This is a genomic window from Echinicola sp. 20G (assembly GCF_015533855.1).
Classification (GTDB): Bacteria; Bacteroidota; Bacteroidia; order Cytophagales; family Cyclobacteriaceae; genus Echinicola.
This window is the reverse complement of record NZ_AP024154.1, coordinates 3,719,584-3,741,614: the sequence shown is the minus strand read 5'-3', so window position 1 is coordinate 3,741,614 and position 22,031 is coordinate 3,719,584. Positions and strand designations below refer to the sequence as shown.

Below are 22,031 nucleotides of genomic sequence, written 5' to 3'. Positions count from 1 at the left end.
CAACAAAATTCGATCTACTTCATCTAAGTCATATTTTTAAGCTTAAACATATTTAATTAATTCAAATAATTATTTAAATTACAATAATAACTCACCAACAAACTACATTTACCATGAAAAAAGCTGCAATATTAATTCCTTTTTTATTAGCAATGTTTACTGGGTGCCCAGAATTATTGGCTCAAGAAGTAGAAAAAAGCGAAATTTTAAACGCCATGAATAGTTTTGATGACTTGGACATCAGTGCTGATAAAAAGGACAAACTCAAGGAAAGCAACAAAAGTGCAGTTGACAATCTTTTTGATATTGCCAAAGGAAATGATACTCCTGAAGAAAAGACCATGAAATTCAAAATGGCTAAAGAGGATAATGCAAAAATCTTTAAGGATATTTTGGGTGAAGATGATTTTAAAAAGTACAAAAAAACCGTCAAAAAGAAGCTCAAACCTTTCAAACGTAAAGCCAAGCTAGTCGGCTTTTTACTGTAAAACACTCCAACTGGGAAACTACCGTTTCCCAGTATTTTTTAACACTAGTACTTAAATTCTAATTCTCATAATAAACAACTTTGAACACCCTCCCTAAGGAATCAAAACAGATATCAATTCCCTTTTTAGCTTGAATTGGAGTAGCATAATGGTAAGTGGTATCAGCGTTTTCATTTGGCAGTTTGCTATCAGGAATTCCCATAATTGTTAAGGCGCTTGCCTTGTCCATTCCTTCAAAAACATCATAAGATTTCACAACATTCTCCCAAGCTTCTTCTTGATTGATATCGAAAAGATTCCAAATGGTAGCTCCAATGAGAAAACTTAAAAATACATAAAATAAAAAAGTCCCTTTGATCATATTAGTTTCGTTTCCTATAGTAAGCACCAAATCACTAATATTGTTTTCATTTTCTTAAAAAAATTTCATTTAAATTTTAAATAACTAAGTTTCTGGCTATTCATTTAAAAATGTCCCATCCTTTTTTCTATCTGCTAGACAGTCCAGCAGTCATTTTATAGCAATCTGAGCTAATTTTAGCATTATTTTCGCCCGAGCTTTTTCTTGCCTTACCGCTCATAATGGGAGTACTTGTATGGACACGGAAATAATCATATGTTTAGTAACCTTTTGAAAAATACCCCTTACAAAATTTTACTTCTAAAACGCCTAATCATAAAATGAAAAAACTGCTAATTGCATTGGTCATACTTTTTTTGCCTTTTTTGCTAAAAGCCAGTGAGCTGTATGAGCCAATTGAAAGTTTTCAAGCGGATCGGTCCTCCTTAAACAGAAAGTACAGCAACAATCTCTCTTTGGAATATTTTGATCGCATCGAACTTTTATACCATAACTGGTTAGAAAAGCTAAAGAACATGGACTATCAAAAGCTGAGTGCTGATGGAAAAATAGACTACTTAGCTTTCAAAAACTACTTAGAAAAAAACCTTTACTTCCACCAGCAAGAGTTCAAAGAATTTAAGGAGGTAATGGATGTAAAAAGTTTTGCAAAAGAACTGGAAGCTTTTTACATATTCAGAAGAACCGCTGAGAAACCTGATGCCAAAGCAATTGCAAAATCATTTACTGAAGCCAATAAAGCTATCCAGCTAAAATGGGAAAACATCAAAGAAACTCCTTTTGACAGCTGGCAAAAAGCTGAATTAGCTTCCAGTACCATTAAGGAGCTCAAGGAAACTTTGAAAGAAGCCTATGATTTTTATTATGATTATGATCCAGATTTCACCTGGTGGGTTCAGCAACCTTGGAAAGAACTGGAAAAATCCCTTAATGAATATAGTAAATCTTTATTGAACCATTTCCAAAATGACATTGTCAAAGACGATGGTAGCGGTATTATCGGAAAACCAATTGGTGCTGAAGCCATCAAGAAACAATTGGAGTTTGAACTCATCCCCTATTCAGCCCAAGAATTGATTGATGAAGCCAACAAGCAGTTTGCTTGGTGCGAAAAGGAAATGCTCAAAGCTTCCAATGAATTGGGTTATGGAAATGATTGGAAAGCAGCCTTAGAGCATGTCAAGAACACTTATGTACCAGAGGGCGAATGGCCAGGTGACGTGGTGGAATTGGCCAATGAGGCGACAGCTTATTTTGAAAAACATGATCTCATCACCATCCCGGAATTGGCCAAAGAAACTTGGAGAACCAAGATGATGTCAGCCGAACGCCAGAAAGTAAGTCCATTCTTTCTGGGTGGGGAAACCATTATCATCTCGTACCCAACTTCTGAAATGAACCAAGAAGACAAAATGATGAGCATGCGAGGAAACAATCCTCATTTTTCCCGTGCCACAGTACAGCATGAGCTCATTCCGGGACACCATCTCCAACATTTCATGATGCAAAGGCACAAACCTTACCGGAGAATGTTCTACACGCCTTTTTGGATGGAAGGATGGGCATTGTACTGGGAATTGAACCTTTGGGACAAAAATTTCCCTCGGAATGCGGAAGACAGGGTTGGAATGCTTTTTTGGAGAATGCACCGCTGTGCAAGAATCATTTTCTCGCTTAATTACCATTTGGGTAACATGACTCCGCAAGAATGTATCGACTTCTTGGTTGATAAAGTCGGCCATGAATATGCCAATGCGGAAGCTGAAGTAAGAAGGTCATTTGAAGGAAATTATGGTCCACTTTATCAAATAGCTTATATGATTGGTGGTTTTCAGTTCTATGCTCTAAAAGCCGAAATGGTAGATACTGGAAAAATGACGGAGAAACAATTCCACGATTTTATCTTGACCCAAAATGCTATTCCCGTTGAACTGATCAGGGCAAGAATCAGTGGTGAGACTTTATCCAAAAATCATCAAACCAACTGGAAGTTTTTAAAAGACTAAAAATCAGAGAAAGCAATAAGGGAGGTAGCCTAAAACTGGTCACCTCCCTATTATACTTAATTTTTTAAGGAATTACTTTAATGCAAATATTTATCTACTTCCTTGCCTTTTTCTGGCTCTATATTGTTTCTTTCTATATCCTTAAAGTATTTATAAGTTCCTACTTTGAGATCGATGGTCGCATCTTCGTCACATACGATCATGGCCTTATTGTGTAGCTGTAAAGCGCTTAAAGTCCACATATGGGAAACACCTCCCTCGACTGCTTTGTGCAATGCTCTGGCCTTTTGATGACCACTGACAATCACAACCACTTCTTTAGCATCCATCACGGTACCAACCCCAACCGTTAAGGCCAGCTTAGGTACTTTATTGATATCATTCTCAAAAAACCTGGAATTCACTTGTCGGGTTTCAGTATTCAAGGTCTTCACTCTTGTCCTGGAAGAAAGCGAGGAACCTGGTTCGTTAAATGCAATGTGTCCATCTGTCCCAATTCCTCCCAAGAACAAGTCTATTCCTCCAACAGCTTTAATCTTCTCTTCATATTGGCTGCACTCCAGGGCCAAATCTTCACTGTTACCATCTAGGATATTGATATTTTCCCGAGGAATATCAATATGGTCAAAGAAATGATGGTACATAAATGAATGATAACTTTCCGGATGGGTTTCTTCTAAATCAACATATTCATCCATATTGAAAGTAATGACATTCTTAAAAGACAATTGTCCATTTTTATGAAGCGCTATTAACTCCCGATAAGTCCCTATTGGTGAAGAGCCAGTGGGTAGACCCAAGACAAATGGCCTCGAATGCTTTTCCTGATGTTTTTTGATTTTGTCTGCAATATAATCCGCCACCCATTTGGAGAGCAAATCATAGTTATTCTGGATTAGAAGCCTCATTGATTTAATATTTAGATGCCAAAAAGCTTATTTTTTTCTTACTTAATTACCTAATTAATATAAAATCATTAATTAAATATTTTACCTATTAGAATCTAAATATACAAAAATATTCAAGATGATCATTTCAATTTCTTTCGGAAAAATGAAATGTAAAATAAGTCATACTAATCTACTATTTTGAAAAAAAAAGCCCTTACGCATTATTTTGCTGTAAGGGCTTATTCTTCTTCAGTCTTATAACTGATCTTTATAAGGTCGATAATCCGTTAAAAATCCTCCCAAGCCGGAGGATCTATTCCGATCAAATTCTTAACGAAGAAATCCCTCCTTTTATGCTCTCCATATTCTCCACCAGAACTATGCCCCATGCCAGGCACCATCAGAAAATCGAAATTTTTATCGTGTTTGATCAGCTGGTTTACCAGTTGATAAGTAGAGGAAGGGTCAACATTATCATCAACCTCTCCAACGATTAGCATCAACTTTCCTTCCAGGTTTTTGGCATTGACCACATTAGAACATTCTTCATAATGCTTTCCAATAGGATAGCCCATCCACTGTTCATTCCACCAAATTTTATCCATTCTATTATCATGACAACCGCAGGAAGATACAGCCACCTTATAAAACTCTGGATGAAACAATAAGGCTCCTGTTGAACTTTGACCACCTGCAGAAGTGCCAAATATCCCTACCCGATCCAAATCCATGTAAGGTCTGGTCTTAGCGGCTTCCTGCATCCATAAAATCCGATCTGGAAAACCAGCATCCTTAAGGTTCTTCCAACAAACATCATGAAATGCCTTAGAGCGATTGGAGGTTCCCATTCCATCAATTTGAACTACAATAAAGCCCAATTCTGCCAGTTCATTCAACCCTCTATAATTTGGAGCAAAAGACTTTGGAACAAAGGAACTGTGAGGGCCTGCATAAATATACTCTATCACAGGGTAGTTTTCTTTGGGGTCAAAATTGCTTGGTTTGATGATCAGCCCCCAAATGTCTGTCTTCCCATCTCTGCCTTTGGCCGAAAAAATCTCAGGAGCTTTCCAGCCTGCAGCCTCAAGTTGAGTGATGTCTGCTTCCTCAATTTCCATCAGCATCTTGCCAGAGGATACTTCTTTCAATTGGGCTACAGGAGCCATGTCCTGAGTCGAAAAAACATCAATAAAATAAGTCAAGTTATCTGAAAATGAAATGCTATGATTGGCTTCTTCTGTTGTAATTTGCTGGAACCCTCGTCCATCCAACCCCACTTTACAGAGGTGTAGATGGTAAGGGTCTTCTTTTTTGTTCATTCCGCTGGCCAGAAAATAGATTTGACGTTTTTCCTTATCCACATGCATCACTTCCCTGATCACCCAATTACCTTTGGTTATTTGGTTTTTAACGGTTCCAGATTCCCCATCATACAGGTACAAATGCCTCCAACCATCTCTCTCTGAAGACCAAATGATCTCTTTACCATCCTCCAGATCCATTCTGAACTTCTTACCACTATAATCAATAAATGTTTCACTTTGCTCTTCAATCAGTGGACGGATAGAACCGGAAGCTGCATTCACTTCCAACACCCTATATATCTGATGTCCCCTTTGATTATATTCAAAGGTAAATGCCCTACTATCTTCTCTCCAAATTATTCGACTAAGGCTAAAATGGTTTTGAATAAGTTCATCACTTATGGGTAAAATTTTCCTTTCAATAACATGGAAGAGAACAGGTCTTTTTAATGGTAAGGCATCACCCGGTTTTACATAATCTCTGGTTTGTAGCTTCGGTTGCAATTGATCTTCAGGAGAAGACTCAAGCAATGTCAGTTTCCTCACCTCAGCAGGCCTAACGCTATAGGTAGCCAGTTTTTCACTATCTGGTGACCATTGAATATCGGCAGCATAATAATTCCCGGGCGAACCATCAAAGCTTAATTGGGTGCTTTCCTTGCTGCTTAAGTCTTTAACCCAAACATTGTGCTCACGAATATAGGCTTCTTTTGTTTTATCAGGTGAAACCACTGGTTCCCCTTCCCTATCGCTCCATCGCGTCCCCCAATAACCACCTCTAGTTTCCACCTTTTCTTTCTTCACAAGCACTTCATCCTCCAAATCATACTCCCAATGATACCCTTTGGCTTGAAATTTCATCAGCTTGCCTTTTTCCTCCAATTGGACTCTACTGATGGGAAGTTGATACGCTTTAATAGTATCATTCGATTCATTGGAAAGTAGAAGGGCAAGTCTTTCCTGATCAAATAGCGACTGCTTTTGGCGCTCCGAAACTACGACCTGCATGTACTCCTCTCCTTTCTCTGTTTTCATCTGATACCAAAATTTTTCAGTATCCTTGATCCAATTAAAACTGCTCGGAGAATGATATACTTTCGCAAAAGCCTGTTTAATGGAATCAGCCCTTTGGTAATCCACTAATTTCCCTTGCGCCTTGGCTCCAAAGCTAATCAGTGCAAACAATATGTAAACAAAACCAATTTTTATGTTCATTGTAATAAGGTTAAAAGTTAAATTCAAATCAGTTTCATTTTTAGCAAAAAGAAACCTATCCCAATAATTATCACTCTTAAATATCCACTTAATGGATTTTAAACAATTAAATTAAGGAAGTATTCACTGAGGCAGTCATACAGGATTATTAAATCCTAACACTGTATTACCATCACCGTGAATTTGTGAATAATTGTAGTTATACTTAATATATAAAGTGTCAGAAGTACATTATTCAGTCTGTACCCTAACAAACCTGAATGACAAACCTATGGTTTCCCTTATCCAATCCACGTTGAGACAAAAAAGACTTTTAGTCACTGGTCTGATAAGCCTATTCGGATTATTTTCTTTGGTCAATTCCACATATTGTCAATCATACCTTCCTACAGAAAAGGAAGAATTGATGAAAGTAAAATCCAGCACCAACATAAAAGCATATCCTTTTGGGTTAGAAGAAGTAAAATTGCTTCCTGGTCCATTTCTGGATGCAATGAAAGCAGATGAAGCTTACCTACTCTTTCTAGAACCTGATAGATTGCTCTCACAATTCAGGTCTCATTCCGGCCTAGAACCAAAAGCTGAAATCTATGGTGGTTGGGAATCTATGGGATTGGCAGGACATAGTTTAGGACATTACCTTTCAGCCTTATCCATGCATTTCGCCTCAACAGGAAAACAGGAGTTCCTCGACCGGGTGAATTACATCGTTGATGAACTGGCCTTATGTCAAGAGGCCCGAAGAACCGGATATATTGGTGCCATACCCAATGAGGATGAGATGTGGAATGAAGTGGCAAAAGGCAATATCAAATCACGAGGTTTTGACCTGAACGGGGCATGGGCTCCTTGGTATACTGTCCACAAAATCATGGCAGGACTTATGGATGCCTATATTTATACAGGCAATGAAAAAGCATTGACAATCAACATCGGTATAGCTGACTGGGCTGACCATTTACTTGCCAATCTTTCTCCCGAACAAATCCAAGAGATGCTCAAATGTGAATACGGAGGAATGAACGAGGCATTAGCTAATACTTATGCCTTCACTGGGGATGAAAAATACCTAAAACTTTCCTTAAAATTTCATGACAACTTTGTAATGGAGCCTTTGGAAAAGAAAATCAATCCACTACCTGGCAAACACTCCAATACCCAAATCCCAAAGGTCATTGGCGCCACAAGAAGATATGAGTTAACAGGAAATAAAAGTGATTGGACAATTGGCACTTTTTTTTGGAAGACCATGGTTGACCACCATACCTACGCCCCCGGTGGAAATGCCAACTATGAATACCTCAATGCTGAAGATGAGCTTAGCGATAAGTTGACTGATAATACCATGGAGACATGTAATACCCATAACATGTTGAAGCTGACCCGTCACCTATTTGCCTTAGCGCCAGCTGCATCATTGATGAACTACTACGAAAGGGCGCTTTACAATCATATTCTTGCCTCTCAAAATCCTGACGATGGCATGATGTGTTACTTCGTTCCTTTAAGAATGGGAACCCGAAAATGGTACAGCAATAAGGAACACAGCTTTACTTGTTGTGTGGGTACGGGCATGGAAAATCATGTTAAATATGGGGAATCCATCTATTTCAAATCAGTGGATGGTGGAATATTTGTCAACCTCTTTATTCCATCAGAATTGAATTGGGAGGAAAAAGGCATAAAAATAACCCAAGAAACCTTACTACCTCAAAATGGTAAAACTACTTTGACCATTAATACCTCCAAGAATGTCCAATTTCCCATAATGGTTAGAAAACCCAACTGGGCAGAAGCTTCAGGGACACAGATAAAAATCAATGGAAAACCAAGCCAAGCCAAGTTAGAAGAAAACGGTTATTATAAGTTGGAAAAAAAGTGGAGAGATGGAGACCAAATTTCTTTGGAATTTCCAATGACACTTTATGCACGTGAAATGCCGGACAACACTAACCGCAAGGCCTATTTTTATGGCCCAGTATTATTGTCTGGGGTATTTGGCAATACAGAACCTGACCCTATTAAAGGAATTCCAGCCCTGGTCAGTGCAGATCAAAGCCCAAACAAGCTTATTGTTAAAAATGATGAAAGCCCGCTGGTCTTTAACACCCATAACGTAGGAATTCCAAATGATGTCAAGCTTATTCCATTCTACCAAACCAAAGAGGAATATTATACCGTTTACTTGGATGTGTTTAGCCCTGAGGAGTGGGAAAAACAAGAACAGATTTTGGCCGAAGAGCGAGAAGAAAAGCAAAAGCTGGAATTAAGAACAGTGGATCGCATCCGTTTGGGAGAGATGCAGCCTGAACGTGACCATAATTTTGAAGGAGAAAAAACCACCACGGGAGAGAACCATCGGCAGCGGTGGCGTACTGCTGAAGACGGCGGCTATTTTAGCTTCACGCTAAAGCCTGCAAGAGGTGCTGAACATCAACTGATGTGTTCCTATTGGGGCATGGATAACCGAGGAAGAAATTTTGACATTTTTGTTGAGGGTGAAAAAATTGCAAGCGAAGACCTTAACCAGTACAAGGACAGTAAATTTTACAATATCACCTATGACATTCCTCCGACTATAACGGAAAACAAAGAATTGATCAATGTGAAATTTGTGCCCCACAAGAATAATACAGCAGGCCCAGTGTATGGAGAAATCAAACTAATTAAGAAATAGAATTCTTTGGGTTTTCTCGATGAAAAAAACAGTGCTAAACTAAGCTGAGTTTTCACCGATTGCTTTTAGTTACCATAAGTCAAAACTACCTGCTTTGTTTCTTCCAGTGCCAATGGAACAATCAGCATTCCTCCTTCCAATTCAAAGTCCCCTTCAACATGATACCCTTCAGCTTCCACCATTATTTTTGCTAAAGGGGTGTGCTTATCTCCTGTTAGTTCTAGTGTAACTGCTTTTGTCTTTTCATTATAGCTGGCACTCATGATTTTTCCAGCTTTCGTGGTGACCCAAGCTTTTGTTGGAGCAATGAAAACGGCATTTTTTGCTCCAGTGGTAAGCCTTAAACTTACCTCATCTTTCTTATGACTTACATTACCTCCAAAACCCAACCAACCAAAACGTTCATCTTTATAAAGATAAGCGCCATTGTTCACGGCATAACCATAAAAACCGCTACCATAATCCCCCGACAGCGGATCTATTTTAAGCGTGTTTGGGAATGAGTGAAATGCAGCAGGACCAAAACCTTCTTGGGTAATATTGGCCATAGCTCCCATCATACCAGCATATCCAACACGAAGCAAATACAAATCTGCAGGATGATCCCTGTAGGCTTTTAACACTGGAATAGCATTAAGGGCAGAACCATAGTGATGCAGTTGCCTTTCTATCCTGCTGATTTTACCTCCATACAGAAAATCCCAAAACCTTCTTGCACTACCATTGTAACCCCAATGCGGCACAGTAGGCATGTAAGCTAAAATAGCGTTCAAAGTAACTTCTGCCTTGATATCAAAACCAAAATAATCTGACCACATGTAAACCTCCTCTTGACCTGTAGAATCCCAAGGCATTTCACTTCCAAAAGGAAAGTCAAGAGACTCCCAAATATCCGCCCGCTTCCTCATGATATTCTCTAAGGCCAAGGCTTTTTCAGTCCAGCCTTCCAATTGCAGGTCTTGCAAAAGGTAGAGGAAAACACTTCCCTCCATCTGTCCAAACTGGGCATAGTGGGGAGCTTGTTCCACCATGGCCAAAGAACTTTCAAATGCCTGATTCAAATACCAGTCCCAAACCTCTCTGTCTACCAGTCCCTCATAATGTCGAGCCAAATGGTACATAACCCAATAAGCCGCCACAACATGTGGGTAATTATAAGACCTCCCAGTACTGTAGGCATCCTTTTTACTCCATGCAGCCCAAGTACTGTAGTCAATATTCTTATCATAAGTACCTTGGGGCATACTATCAGGTTCGTAATAGTAAAGACTTTTCTTGACTCCATATTTGAATTGGCCTTCTTTATATTGAATAACTCCCCAAAGGGTTTCATGGACAAATTGCTCTAATTTGTCAATCTCTTTGGAGTCTGGTGCCACCAATTGTTTCATCATAGCTCCCAACCAAGAACCTGCCCCTCCTTCATCACTTAGTCCAGCGATCCACACCCTTCTGTCTTGGAGAACCTTTTTCCTCTCCTCATAGTCATAGGAAATTACAGAATGATTTCTATCAAAAAAATCATCGGGATTCTCATACCATTGTTCATTGGTTAGAAAATTACCCAAATCATTTAGAACATTTGTCTCAGGCTTGATCACTTTATATTGAATGGTTTGCAGGGTTCCGTCTTTGTATTTTACGGTCAACCTTGACCTTCCCCATTTTTCGCCTCGTATTGTATATCCTGACCAATCAGCATCTTTAGATTTCTCTTTATGAACTGTTAATGAGCCTTTGGGATAAATTTCAATTGAAGAGATTTTAGCAGGATAATTCAAAAAAAGCTTTCCCTGGACATCTTGAGGCAAAACATAACCTGGAACTCCAATAGCTACCGGGTGCCCTTCTTGGATCAACTTCTCCTCTATATTCCTGATTTTGTCACCAATGCTAAAAGTTAAGCCTATTTCCATGCTTTCTCCTGCCTTCAAAGTCTTACTATGAGGTGAATTCCAGGGAGAAACACCCTGCCATTCATCGTCAGTAAACGCTTGGGTATAAATTTGCCATTCATGAAACCCCTCAAAAGTTACACTCCTTGGTGTAGGGTCATCCAAGAGTGGACGGTAAGCTTCAAAAGGAGTTTTTTCATAGGGAGTAACCAAAAGCACAGGTCCATTGCCATCCAACCTACTCACTTGAAGATAACCTGCATCCATTCCAATATAGGGGTCAAAATAAACCTTTTGATGATGAGCTTCCTCCAAACTTTTGTGATGCAAAATATTATCGAAGATCAATGGCAATCCCAATCCTCCAATCCAAATGCTTTGATCAGTCCTGTTGGTTATTTCAAATCTCAAGATCAGTTTGTCATTCCTTTCTTCCCAATACCTAATGATCTCCAAAGGAAAATCTTCAGGAAAGGTATTGGCTAAATTCGTAGCTGACAGGGTGTGTTCGGTTCCTTGTACCGAATCTACCGTATGCCTGTTTCCAGCACTGGAATAAGCTTTCCATTCCCTGCTAGCATCAGATTTTATCCTTAAGTTAATGTCACCCAACTGATATAAGCCATTCCCCCCTCTTTTATCCAAGTGCTCAAAAGGACTGTAATCAAAGCTAGGGTCACTTTTAGGAATCAAACTGGCCACGGTGCCTGCATCCTTCACCAACTTGATCTTAAAATCAGTAGTCTCAACTTCTAAAAAGCCCTTTTCAACGCCGAGTGTTTGGGGCATTGCTTTCAAATTATCCCAAATATCTTGTGCTTTAGCTGGGCTAACACCTAAAGTCACAATAACAGTAAAAAATCCAATCAGGAGATTTTTGGGCCTTCCATGCATCATAAGTATAAATTGTTCTAACTACACTTATAAAAATATACAATTTTTCCTTTACCTCTAAAAAATATCAAAGTGGTCACACGTTGTTTAAATCCAACATGTAAAAAAGGCTTGGTATAATATAAATACCAAGCCTTTTTTACATGTTTTCAATGATAACGGAGTCTACCAAAACATGGCATACAGCATAACCAAAATCAAAATTATAGCAAAACTACAAATATTGAAAACTGGCTCTGTCTTGAATAAGCTCTTTCCAATGATAATGGCTTTTGGATGTGCTTTTCCTTTAGTTTCCAAATAACTGATCAAGATCATAAACAACATGGTCAAAATCCAAGTATAGAACATTTGATCCATAAAAGGAAGGTTAAGGAAAATGCTACTATCCGACCAACTATTTGGTGCTACTTTAAAATAAAAAGCAATTGGAACGGAGATCAAAACCCCTAAAATAGCCGCTCGATTGGTTGTGCTTTTCCAGAAAAGACCAAGCATAAACACCGCTAATATTCCAGGACTAACAATCCCTGTATACTCTTGGATATATTGAAAAACCTGTCCCAAATTTTTCAACTGTGGAGCCAATATTACCGCAATTATCAAGGCTAAAGTAGCTGATAACCTTCCTACATTCACCAACTTCTGTTCAGAAGCTTCTTTTCCAAAATAAGGCTTGAAAATGTCCATGGTAAAAATAGTGGCAGTAGAATTTAACATGGAGGCCAAAGACGAAACAATCGCTGCTGCCAAAGCTGCCAATACCAGTCCTTTTAATCCAGTGGGGACAAATTCTTTGATCAACCAAGGTGCCGCGTTGTCATTGATAATTCTCCCACCTTCTGCAATAAAAGAGGGATCTGTGTACATCTCTCCCACTGCTCCATCAGGTCCTGAATTCATAACAAAGGCCACGATTCCAGGAATAACTACGATCAAAGGAATCAACAATTTCAAGAAAGCTGCCAACACAATCCCTTTTTGGGATTCCTGAAGGCTCTTTGCGGCCAAGGTCCTTTGGATAATATATTGGTTAAAGCCCCAATAGTACAGATTAGCTACCCATAGTCCACCTACCAGCACTGCCAAGCCCGGTAAATCCCACCAAGCATCTTTGCCATTCGGGGTGATAATCTCCCCTTTTTCCAAAATCATAGAGAACTTTTCCGGTACCTGTTCATAAATCGTCACCAAGCCATCTATAACACCTCCTCCTTCTGTTACATGTGACAAGGCAATAATCGTAGTAATAAATCCACCTACTACCAACAAAACTACCTGAACCACATCTGTCCAAGCTACGGCCGAAAGACCACCATACAAGGAATAGGCTGCAGCAAATAAGGCCAAACCGAAAATGCAATAGGTAAAAATAGACCCACTGCCATCACCGATAATCGTATCCAAGGCTGTAGCTCCTAAATAAAGCACTGAAGTCAGGTTCACAAAAACAAATAGGCAGATCCAGAATACCGCCAAAATACTTTTCAATGTGGTGCTATACCTTACCTCTACAAATTCCGGAATGGTATACAGTTTTTTCTCGATAAACACAGGCAAGAAATACTTCCCCACAATCAGCAATGTCAATGCCGCCATCCACTCATATGAGGCAATGGCCAATCCAACAGCAAAACCGGAGCCTGACATGCCTATAAATTGTTCTGCTGAAATGTTTGCTGCAATCAGCGAAGCTCCAATGGCCCACCAAGGCAATGATTTACTGGCAAGGAAATAATCTTCTGAAGTCCCACCTTTTCCCCTGGACACCCATAAGCCAATGCCTATAATGATCAGTCCATAGCAGATAAAGATGATTTTGTCCCAAATGGCAAATTCCATGAAATGAAGTAATTAGGTTAATGTTAATTTAATTGAATGCAAAATTGCACAAAAAAGCTCCGCAATGATGTTAAATTTTAGTCTTAGAACAAAAGAAATCAATCAAACATTATAGATTTTTTTAAGAACGAGCTAAAAAGAAAACAGCTGAATCAAGAATGAATAGGTATTCTGATGTCTTTAAAATCCTATTCTAATAACTTATCATTCGTTTCAAATCTGTAAACTGATTTAACTCAAAATCTTACCGTTCAAAGAAATCAACCTGCTTTTCTAATTCAAAAGATTAAATTGTAAATTATAAGGATGTATAACTATCCTTTTTTCCACCACATTAATAACCTAAAAACATCCCCATGAAAAAACTTAGCAAAGCAGACATCAAGCAAGAAGTTTTTGACCTTTATGATGCCTATGCCCATAACAAATTGGAACGAAGGGAATTTATGGAAAAGCTATCCGCCTTTGCCGTGGGAGGCTTGACTGTATCCTCGCTTATGAGCTTTATCATGCCCAATTACCAGGACAATATTCAAGTTCCTATTGATCATCAAGATCTAAAAACCGAAACCATTACCTATCCTTCTCCAAAGGGAGGTGGAGAGATCAAAGCACAACTTTCACGCCCAGCAGATGCAAACAAAAAACTGCCCGGCATTGTAGTGGTTCACGAAAATAGGGGCTTAAATCCTTATATTGCTGATGTGGGCAGAAGAGCTGCATTAGAAGGTTTTATCTCCATTGCTCCTGATGCCTTAAGTCCTTTAGGTGGCTATCCGGGCAATGATGATGATGGAAGAGCTTTGCAGCGCCAAAGAGATCGAGACGAAATGTTGGAGGATTTCATTGCAGCATTTACTTACCTCAAAAACCACCCTGAATGCTCTGGTAATATTGGAGTGGTAGGGTTCTGTTTTGGTGGATGGATTTCCAATATGATGGCGGTAAAAATCCCTGACCTTAAAGCCGCAGTACCATTTTATGGTAGCCAACCATCTGCTGAAATGGTTCCCCAAATCAATGCCCCTTTGCTGCTTCAATACGGTGAGTTGGATGAACGTGTCAATGCCGGTTGGCCTGCTTATGAAAAAGCTTTAAAAGAAAATGGAAAGGAATATGAAGCCTATATCTATCCCAATGCCAACCATGGATTCCATAACGATACTACACCAAGATATGATGAGGAAGCCGCAAAATTAGCTTGGAAAAGAACTATCGATTTCTTCCATAAACACTTGGGCTAGTCAACTAAAAAAACAGGGAAGGCGAAAAACCTTCCCTGTTTACTTTAAAAGGCTTCCTATGTTACGCTACATACTTTTCCTTTGTCCTAATAAGGTGATTGTTGATCTCTTTGGCCCACTCTTGAGCCAATTCCCATTCCATAATAATATTGGAATGGTGATCTTCATTAAACAGTTCAAAGTTAACTGGATGAAATTTATCATCCATTGGCAGTAGCACCAAGTTGATTTTACTTACTACTTTGTGCCTCTCTTTACCGGTCCCAACATCTCTGAGCACTTTTGCAGGCTTGCAAAGTTTATAATGTTCCAACTCGACAATGCTGCAATTGACCTTTTCTTGACTTGAATTCCCATAAACCAAAATCGATTTATCTTTGTCCATGGCCAACCCATACAAACTTCGCCAAACGTTTAACTTACTTAAATTTAAATTTTCCTTACTTCCCGCTTTCACCAACTCTTCTTTGAGCTTTTTATTCTCTCTTGAATGCTTTTTACTATTCAGGTAGAGAGGTAGGAAAAACAGCAATAAAGATCCTACCACCGTAATGATGATTGTTGTTTCTTTCATTTTTTTATAAAATAAGGTATAGACATAAGCACTCCGAAGTAACTCAAACCTCGGGGTGTAACTTAAAATTCAAACAGAAAAGCTGTCTTGTCTACCAGAAATAATGAAAGGGAAATATAATCATGGTGGAGACAAAGGCTCCTTCAATGGGCTTTTGAAACCCATTTTCCCACAATTCCGTGGAACCATCAAATAAATAGAAATTACGAGGAATCCCGTAGAAAAAATGACTTAATCCTTTAAAATCATTATCGGTAAACTCAATGGAGGGCTGCTTAAAATAAAAATTATAACTGCTAACTTGTCCATGACAAGCTTGATAAGCTTTAGCGTTCCATTGGACAGATTCCTCCAATAGAGAAATCTCCTTCAATGACCACTCAGCCTGCCCAGAATATATCCCCGGAAGGAATACCCAAAGCAATACATAAAATAGCACGGCTGATACGGACTTAATTTTCATACAGTCATTACGCTAAACAACTTAAATTAGTTCAACAAATTGAAACTATTGTTTAAGATTACATGTCTATTAATTTTGATCTACCAATCAACCGATATGACCTTAACCACTGAAAACATTTTATTGATTAGTTCTCTCTTACTTTTTGCAGGAGTCATTGCCAGTAAGACATCTGGAAAAACAGGTATTCCAGCTTTGTTGGTCTTTTTGGGTGTAGGAATGCTTGCCGGATCTGACGGACTTGGAGGAATAATGTTTGATGATCCAAACTTGACCCAGTTCCTGGGTATCATCTCGCTTACCTTTATTCTCTTTTCTGGTGGGTTGGATACCAAGTGGCCAAGTATAAAGCCTGTTCTTTGGCAAGGAATTTCTCTTTCCACAGTTGGCGTATTACTGACAAGTATAACTTTGGGTGCATTTGTTTATTGGGTTTCTGATCTAGATTTTATGGAAAGTTGGCTCTTGGGGGCCATCGTTTCCTCAACAGATGCTGCTGCTGTTTTTTCTATTCTCAGGGCAAAGAGTATTGGCTTAAAAGGAAACCTCAGACCGCTTTTGGAATTGGAGAGTGGTAGCAATGATCCCATGGCTTACTTTTTGACTATTGCCCTTACAAGTATCATAGTGGCACCTGATTACAATATTTGGGAAATCATTCCATTTTTCTTTGTTCAAATGGCAGTAGGTGCATTGGTTGGTTGGTTGATGGGAAGAATGTGTGTCCTCTTAATGAACAAAATCAATTTGGACTTTGAAGGACTCTACCCGGTATTAATGCTTGCATTGGTGATGCTTACATACACATTGACTGATCTATTTAGCGGAAACGGTTTCTTGGCTGTTTACATTTGTGCCTTGACGGTGGGTAATGGAAAAATGGTCCACAAGAAGAGCATGATGAAGTTTTTTGATGGAGTGGCCTGGTTGATGCAAGTGGTGATGTTTATCACCCTTGGCTTATTGGTTTTCCCTACCCAGATGCTTCCAATTATTGGCATTTCATTGACAGCAGCATTATTTCTGATCTTGGTAGCCAGACCGCTCGGAGTATTTTTGGCCCTAGCTCCGTTCAAATTCTCACTGAGGGAAAAAACATTTCTCAGTTGGGTAGGTCTTAGAGGGGCGGTACCAATTGTCTTTGCGACCATTCCCATGATTGCTGGACTACCAAGCTCCGGAGTGATATTCCATATCGTTTTCTTTATTGTCCTCACATCAGTTGCCTTACAAGCAACTACCCTTCCTTTGGCGGCCAAACTACTTGACCTTGCGCTTCCTGCTTCCTTAAAAAGAAAGTCTCTTTTGGATCTTGAGCTTTCCGATGAATTTAAGAATGCACTGATTGAATTAGATATCCCAACAGAATCACCCGCAACTGGCAAAAAAATACTGGAACTGGACCTGCCCAGTACTTGTCTGATTGTGCTCATCAACAGGAACAGTCAATTTATTACCCCAAACGGGCAAACTGAAATAGAAGCTGGGGACACTTTAATGATTATGCTTGAAAATACAGACCAAGAAACAATCATTAAAAATGCTTTGCTCTAATTTCTAGTTTTGGTTCCCCTCTTTGATCAACCTTAAATGGTAAATTCTTCCTGTACTTTCTCCTTCAAGTGACTGAAGTTTTATTTCGTATTTGCCACCAGAACTTGAAACGAGTTTATTTGGGATTTCATAATCTACACTATAAAACCCATCATTCCCATTACCTTCTTCCTTCACTTTGGCGAGCAATTCTCCATTGAGCAGTAAGTCAAATTGATGATTTCCGTCCTGAGCGTGATAAGTAACCCTTATGGTCTTTGCTACCTTGTCCTTGTCAGTAAACTGATAACTGAACCAACCCCTCGCCTCTCTCCAATGATCCCCATGACTGATCCCAGTCCATGACGCTTCACTAGCAATAAAATGGTCTGATTCCGGCTGTTGCTGACCAGTCTTTACCTTATCCACTGTTTTAGCCTCTAAGGCCAGCATCTTTTCTTCTTCAACTCGTAGTTTTTCAAGTTTTCCTTTAACTTCCGTTTCACTGACTACAGGCCAATACACCATATATCTAGCTTCGTGGATTTGGTAAAATGGCTTAAGCTTCACCCCTTTATATGCCTCTGTGTACAGCAATTCATTTGGATCAAACAAAAGTGATTTTTCGGAAATTGGTTTTACTTTTCCCAACAACTCCTGATCATTATTGGCAACCAGCCAGGGAGCTTTATCTAAAGGGTACAATGCTCCTCTGGCCACATGTCCCATGCGACTATCGTCAGCCCATATCCCTTCTAAGTCAGTGGTATCTGTTTCGGCCCCCAAAACTATTGGTCCATATTTAAAAGAAACCCAACTACTGTCAGCAGGAAGGTAGTCCACCCCTAATTGCAAAGGTAGTTGAACACGAACTTTATCACCATCCTGCCAATTTCGATCCAACAAAATGTAATCCAAAGACCCTTCCCCTATTTCTTCCTTTTGATCATTTACCCAAATGGCAATCTCTCCTGCACCGGCCCATCCAGGGTACCTGATCTTTAACCCCAAATCAATGGGATTTTCTAGATTTAAAGTAAATTCTGTTTCATTACTTTCAGGAAAAGTGGTTTGTTGGATCAGTTCAAGTCCCTTTTCTTTCCATGAAAGTTTGGAAGCAATAAATAAATTCACAAAAATATTTCGATGATCATGAGCATAAATAAACTCTCCATATTTGCCATGATTTTCCAAGCCAGAACCTACACAACACCAAAAACCATCATGCGCTTGCGAATACACCCGATAATGTCTGGGACGCATACTGGTAAAGTAAACGAAACCTCCATCAGGATGCTGGGATGAAAGGATATGGTTATAAAGCACTCGCTCCACAAAATCCATATAAGCTGCATCCTGCTTTTCATAGAATAAATCCTTACTCAATTTGAGCATATTGTAACTGTTGCAAGTTTCAACTCCCTCAACAGATTCGATCATTCCATTAAAATCATCGATCGGGTTAAAATGTTCTGAAACACTATTTCCTCCGATGGAAATACTTCTTTGATTGACAACATTATCCCAAAAAAATTCTGATGCTGCAAGCCAGCTCTCATCTCCATTTAGCCTAGCTACCTGTTCAAAACCTATCACTTTTGGAATCTGGGTGTTGGCATGCATACCGGTCAACATGTCCTTTTTCTCCAACAAAGGATCCAAGATCTCATGATCGGAGAATTTAACTGCCAAATCTAAATATTCTTTGTTTCCAGTTAATTCTGATGTTTTGGCAAATACCTCATTAAGTCCCCCATGTTCACTATAAAGTATTTCTTGAATCTGTTCATCCGATAGATCAGAGGTTATATCAAGCATCCAATCCATCAATTTGATCAATAGTTTTTTGGCCTTGACATTTCCTCCAATCGTATGCGCATCATAAAGCCCTGCATAAATTTTATGGATATTGTATAATGGCACCCACTTATCGTTCAACGAAAAGCGACCTGCTCTTATATTTCCCTCAGCAATTTCCTCCCACATGGCTTGTCCACCTGGAATGCCTCCTATATAGCCGTTGCCATTAATTTCTTGGCATCGGGCTAACTCATCCACCATATAATCCAGGCGCTCTTTAAGTTTTTCATTGGCAGTAGCAGCATACATTAAGGATAGAGCTGTAAGGTAATGTCCCCCAATGTGGCCATCAAGCCCTGTATTTTCCCAGTTAGGGTAGCTCTTTGCTTTGGGTTGCAGACCTGCTTCTTTGAGATATGGAGACAAAAGCCTATCTGGTTCCATGGATAAGATGTAATCCATATCAGTGAGCTGGGCTTTTTTGAATGGCCCATCTAATAATTGCACGTCATCCAGTGGAAAAGCTATAAGTGGTCCATTATGCTGATCGGCCTTACGACAGCAAACGGTCAGAGACAAAAGGAATAAAATCAATAATTGTTTCATGAAAGATTGGCTATATGGGGTTTCTTATTTGTCCTTGATCGGATGAAAAATTAAATTCAAAAGGCGCTGAGAAGCATTTATAAATCAGGCTATTCCACAACACCTTTGTAAATATTTTTCTACTAAAAAAATATAATTTTAGCATGTCGAACTCCTTCTCCTTTTTTATGTTTTTTATTTTGGGTGTACTCTAAATCTTCTTTCTTAAGCTTTAAAGTGGCTATTTTCTATAAAAGCCTGATCACCTGTAACTATCATTGTTCTAAATTACCTTTTAAAAAATTTTGTTCAAATAAAAATGTAAAAAAAACACTTATTTAAACCTGTTTGATATTTACTTTTTTTAACCTACTTTTATTACCCTTAAAAATAACTAATCAGCATTTTATTGTAGATAAATACCGTATTCATGGTATTTTATTGTAATTACTAAACTGGTACCTTTATGATCCGCAAGGAATAAGGGTAATGGCAATTGTACCAAAAATTGCCACTATTAAATTTATCAACACAGATTAACCGACTAGTAATTAAGGGATCAAGGTTACCACACATAACCTCCCATTTTTAAGCTTTTAGAATATGAAAAAAAATCTAAGTTCTTCAAAGAATTGTATTCTCATTATGGAAAAGAATTCCATCATTGTGAAGCTTATTGCAATTTCCAACATTTCTATTGTATTAGTACTGGCCGCCTCTACTACAAACTTGCACTATTTACTTTTCGCCTTTATCCCTACCATTCTATTTTGGCTAATGGACAGTTACTTTGTTTATCGCGAAAAAGTATACAAACAATTCCCTGACCAATCACTTGGTAATTTCTATTCCGAGCTAACACTTTCGCCAAAGAATATTTTTACAGAAATAAGGACTGGGCTGCAGGCTATATTTTCATCAATCAATAGCATGTTTTATGGGGCTATGCTATTGACTTTATCTATACTATCCTTGTCGCTTCTATAATTTACTTTCGCTGTTCCTCCAAATACCTCCATGTATCCGGATTCATGGTAAGTACGATTTCTCCTTTATCATTTTCCACAAAGTCAGCTTGGATTATAGCTGTTTTTCTGGGAGCTACTTGTTCTTTTGAAAAATGCGTGTGAAAAACATAATACATCCTTCCGTCTTCACCTAAGAAGAAGTCGCCATGACCTGTTCCTGGAACTCCCACGTCTTCCATTTTCAAAATGGGTTGCTGCCACTTTTTCCATGGACCATCCGGACTATCACTAACAGCATAGCCGACTGCATAGTGCTGACTACGGAAGTCATTGGCACTATAGACCATATAATAAAGCCCCTTATGAAAAAGAATAGAAGGCCCTTCTGTTACTGTCCATTCAGCATCTTCAAAATTTTCCCAAGGGTTAGTAGCTTCTATGCAAAGTTTGGTACTCTCTTCTATTAAACCTTTAAAATCGGGAGTAATTTCTGAAACATAAATTCTATTTCCTCCATTGGCCACTTTGACATAGTACATATAGGTTTTTCCATTGGGTGCATTGTAAATAAAAGGATCAATTTTTCGCTCAGCTTCCCTTCCTATTGGTAATTGACTTTCTTGCTCAAATGGCCCTAAAGGACTTTTGCTTTTGGCAATTGAAATGTGCTCATTGGCTGTATAGGCCATATAAAAGATCCCGTCCTTTTCAAAAACCTGAGGAGCCCAAAAGCCCCTATCTCCATAAACGTTCTCCTTTCTCAGACAAAACCCCTCGGATAGTTTCCCAGAGGGACCTTTCCACTCCTTCAAATTAGTAGATTCATACACCTGAAAACCCTCATCTGCACGATATGTTCCATACAAATAATAGATTCCATCATAATAAAAAACTGTAGGATCTGCCATATTTAGAACCCTATTATGACCTGGTTGATCTTGAGCTTTCAAGTCCAATGTTACAAAACAGTAAATCAAGATCGTTAGCAATAGATATAGCCGATATGTATAGTTGTACAGTTTTAAAACATCCATTTTAAATAAGTTTAAGCATTCAATATCAATATTTTCCTTAATACAAACAGTATAAACCCTTAAAAGAACAGCTTAGCTGCATATCCTCTCTCTAGTAATTTTTGAATTTTGAAAAATTTCGTAATAATATCACTTCAAGTCTAATGCAAATATATTCTAACTCAATACAAAAAAAAGCAATTAAAACCCATCAAAAAGCAGATTGAAACTGCTTCAACAAACTTCTTTTTTTTAAAGAAAAAATATAGTTAATTAAAG

Annotated in this window: 15 protein-coding genes; 6 read left to right on the top strand and 9 right to left on the bottom strand. The window is 38.7% G+C overall.

Annotated features, from left to right (window positions below; all coding sequences use genetic code 11):
• Positions 1-113 precede the first annotated feature (113 nt).
• Positions 114-488 carry a hypothetical protein gene (locus JL001_RS15390; RefSeq protein WP_200977611.1) on the top strand — a complete coding sequence of 125 codons (375 nt, stop codon included), beginning with the start codon at positions 114-116 and terminating at the stop codon, positions 486-488.
• Positions 489-546: 58 nt separating this feature from the next.
• Here JL001_RS15390 and JL001_RS15385 read toward each other — a convergent pair whose 3' ends face one another.
• On the bottom strand, positions 547-849 hold the full coding sequence (locus tag JL001_RS15385; RefSeq protein ID WP_200977609.1) for a hypothetical protein: 303 nt from the start codon (positions 847-849) through the stop codon (positions 547-549).
• A gap of 320 nt (positions 850-1,169) precedes the next feature.
• Between JL001_RS15385 and JL001_RS15380 the strand changes: the two genes are divergently transcribed.
• Positions 1,170-2,855: a DUF885 family protein gene (locus JL001_RS15380; RefSeq protein WP_200977607.1), complete on the top strand. Its 1,686-nt coding sequence runs from the start codon at positions 1,170-1,172 to the stop codon at positions 2,853-2,855.
• A 77-nt stretch (positions 2,856-2,932) separates the two neighbouring features.
• On the opposite strand, the gene nagB is transcribed toward JL001_RS15380, so the two are convergent.
• Complete coding sequence (gene nagB / locus JL001_RS15375) at positions 2,933-3,763, bottom strand: glucosamine-6-phosphate deaminase (RefSeq protein ID WP_200977605.1); 831 nt, start codon at positions 3,761-3,763, stop codon at positions 2,933-2,935.
• A 269-nt stretch (positions 3,764-4,032) separates the two neighbouring features.
• Positions 4,033-6,264 (bottom strand): S9 family peptidase, encoded by a 2,232-nt coding sequence (locus JL001_RS15370; protein WP_200977603.1) that lies wholly within the window; start codon positions 6,262-6,264, stop codon positions 4,033-4,035.
• A 271-nt stretch (positions 6,265-6,535) separates the two neighbouring features.
• On the opposite strand from JL001_RS15370, the gene JL001_RS15365 reads away from it, so the two are divergent.
• Positions 6,536-8,941, top strand: coding sequence for a glycoside hydrolase family 127 protein (locus JL001_RS15365; RefSeq protein WP_200977601.1), 2,406 nt, complete (start codon positions 6,536-6,538; stop codon positions 8,939-8,941).
• A gap of 65 nt (positions 8,942-9,006) precedes the next feature.
• Here JL001_RS15365 and JL001_RS15360 read toward each other — a convergent pair whose 3' ends face one another.
• The gene (locus JL001_RS15360; protein ID WP_200977599.1) at positions 9,007-11,733 is read right to left on the bottom strand and encodes a DUF5695 domain-containing protein; all 2,727 of its coding nucleotides are present in this window, start codon (positions 11,731-11,733) and stop codon (positions 9,007-9,009) included.
• Positions 11,734-11,895: 162 nt separating this feature from the next.
• Positions 11,896-13,572, bottom strand: a complete 1,677-nt coding sequence (locus tag JL001_RS15355) for a sodium/sugar symporter (RefSeq protein WP_200977597.1) — start codon at positions 13,570-13,572, stop codon at positions 11,896-11,898.
• A gap of 356 nt (positions 13,573-13,928) precedes the next feature.
• On the opposite strand from JL001_RS15355, the gene JL001_RS15350 reads away from it, so the two are divergent.
• Positions 13,929-14,816 (top strand): dienelactone hydrolase family protein, encoded by an 888-nt coding sequence (locus JL001_RS15350; RefSeq protein WP_200977595.1) that lies wholly within the window; start codon positions 13,929-13,931, stop codon positions 14,814-14,816.
• A gap of 61 nt (positions 14,817-14,877) precedes the next feature.
• On the opposite strand, the gene JL001_RS15345 is transcribed toward JL001_RS15350, so the two are convergent.
• Both JL001_RS15345 and JL001_RS15340 read right to left on the bottom strand, forming a co-directional pair.
• A complete protein-coding gene (locus JL001_RS15345; protein WP_200977593.1) occupies positions 14,878-15,390 on the bottom strand; it encodes a hypothetical protein in 513 nt (170 codons plus the stop codon).
• A 91-nt stretch (positions 15,391-15,481) separates the two neighbouring features.
• Positions 15,482-15,853: a hypothetical protein gene (locus tag JL001_RS15340; protein WP_200977591.1), complete on the bottom strand. Its 372-nt coding sequence runs from the start codon at positions 15,851-15,853 to the stop codon at positions 15,482-15,484.
• A 96-nt stretch (positions 15,854-15,949) separates the two neighbouring features.
• On the opposite strand from JL001_RS15340, the gene JL001_RS15335 reads away from it, so the two are divergent.
• Entirely contained in the window at positions 15,950-17,407 is a 1,458-nt protein-coding gene (locus JL001_RS15335; RefSeq protein ID WP_200977589.1) for a potassium/proton antiporter, read from the top strand.
• Between the two features lie 3 nt (positions 17,408-17,410).
• On the opposite strand, the gene JL001_RS15330 is transcribed toward JL001_RS15335, so the two are convergent.
• Complete coding sequence (locus tag JL001_RS15330) at positions 17,411-19,792, bottom strand: glycoside hydrolase family 127 protein (protein ID WP_200977587.1); 2,382 nt, start codon at positions 19,790-19,792, stop codon at positions 17,411-17,413.
• A 582-nt stretch (positions 19,793-20,374) separates the two neighbouring features.
• On the opposite strand from JL001_RS15330, the gene JL001_RS15325 reads away from it, so the two are divergent.
• On the top strand, positions 20,375-20,758 hold the full coding sequence (locus JL001_RS15325; RefSeq protein WP_200977585.1) for a hypothetical protein: 384 nt from the start codon (positions 20,375-20,377) through the stop codon (positions 20,756-20,758).
• Position 20,759: 1 nt separating this feature from the next.
• Here the strand turns inward: JL001_RS15325 and JL001_RS15320 are convergent, their stop codons facing one another.
• Complete coding sequence (locus tag JL001_RS15320) at positions 20,760-21,647, bottom strand: glycoside hydrolase family 43 protein (RefSeq protein WP_236252835.1); 888 nt, start codon at positions 21,645-21,647, stop codon at positions 20,760-20,762.
• Positions 21,648-22,031 lie beyond the last annotated feature (384 nt).

What these genes read in the sequence shown, in the direction of transcription:
- JL001_RS15390 (WP_200977611.1), top strand. Translation starts at nt 114, where the DNA reads ATGAAAAAAGCTGCAATATTAATTCCTTTTTTATTAGCAATGTTTACT.
- JL001_RS15385 (WP_200977609.1), bottom strand. Translation starts at nt 849, where the DNA reads ATGATCAAAGGGACTTTTTTATTTTATGTATTTTTAAGTTTTCTCATT.
- JL001_RS15380 (WP_200977607.1), top strand. Translation starts at nt 1,170, where the DNA reads ATGAAAAAACTGCTAATTGCATTGGTCATACTTTTTTTGCCTTTTTTG.
- nagB (WP_200977605.1), bottom strand. Translation starts at nt 3,763, where the DNA reads ATGAGGCTTCTAATCCAGAATAACTATGATTTGCTCTCCAAATGGGTG.
- JL001_RS15370 (WP_200977603.1), bottom strand. Translation starts at nt 6,264, where the DNA reads ATGAACATAAAAATTGGTTTTGTTTACATATTGTTTGCACTGATTAGC.
- JL001_RS15365 (WP_200977601.1), top strand. Translation starts at nt 6,536, where the DNA reads ATGGTTTCCCTTATCCAATCCACGTTGAGACAAAAAAGACTTTTAGTC.
- JL001_RS15360 (WP_200977599.1), bottom strand. Translation starts at nt 11,733, where the DNA reads ATGATGCATGGAAGGCCCAAAAATCTCCTGATTGGATTTTTTACTGTT.
- JL001_RS15355 (WP_200977597.1), bottom strand. Translation starts at nt 13,572, where the DNA reads ATGGAATTTGCCATTTGGGACAAAATCATCTTTATCTGCTATGGACTG.
- JL001_RS15350 (WP_200977595.1), top strand. Translation starts at nt 13,929, where the DNA reads ATGAAAAAACTTAGCAAAGCAGACATCAAGCAAGAAGTTTTTGACCTT.
- JL001_RS15345 (WP_200977593.1), bottom strand. Translation starts at nt 15,390, where the DNA reads ATGAAAGAAACAACAATCATCATTACGGTGGTAGGATCTTTATTGCTG.
- JL001_RS15340 (WP_200977591.1), bottom strand. Translation starts at nt 15,853, where the DNA reads ATGAAAATTAAGTCCGTATCAGCCGTGCTATTTTATGTATTGCTTTGG.
- JL001_RS15335 (WP_200977589.1), top strand. Translation starts at nt 15,950, where the DNA reads ATGACCTTAACCACTGAAAACATTTTATTGATTAGTTCTCTCTTACTT.
- JL001_RS15330 (WP_200977587.1), bottom strand. Translation starts at nt 19,792, where the DNA reads ATGAAACAATTATTGATTTTATTCCTTTTGTCTCTGACCGTTTGCTGT.
- JL001_RS15325 (WP_200977585.1), top strand. Translation starts at nt 20,375, where the DNA reads ATGAAAAAAAATCTAAGTTCTTCAAAGAATTGTATTCTCATTATGGAA.
- JL001_RS15320 (WP_236252835.1), bottom strand. Translation starts at nt 21,647, where the DNA reads ATGGCAGATCCTACAGTTTTTTATTATGATGGAATCTATTATTTGTAT.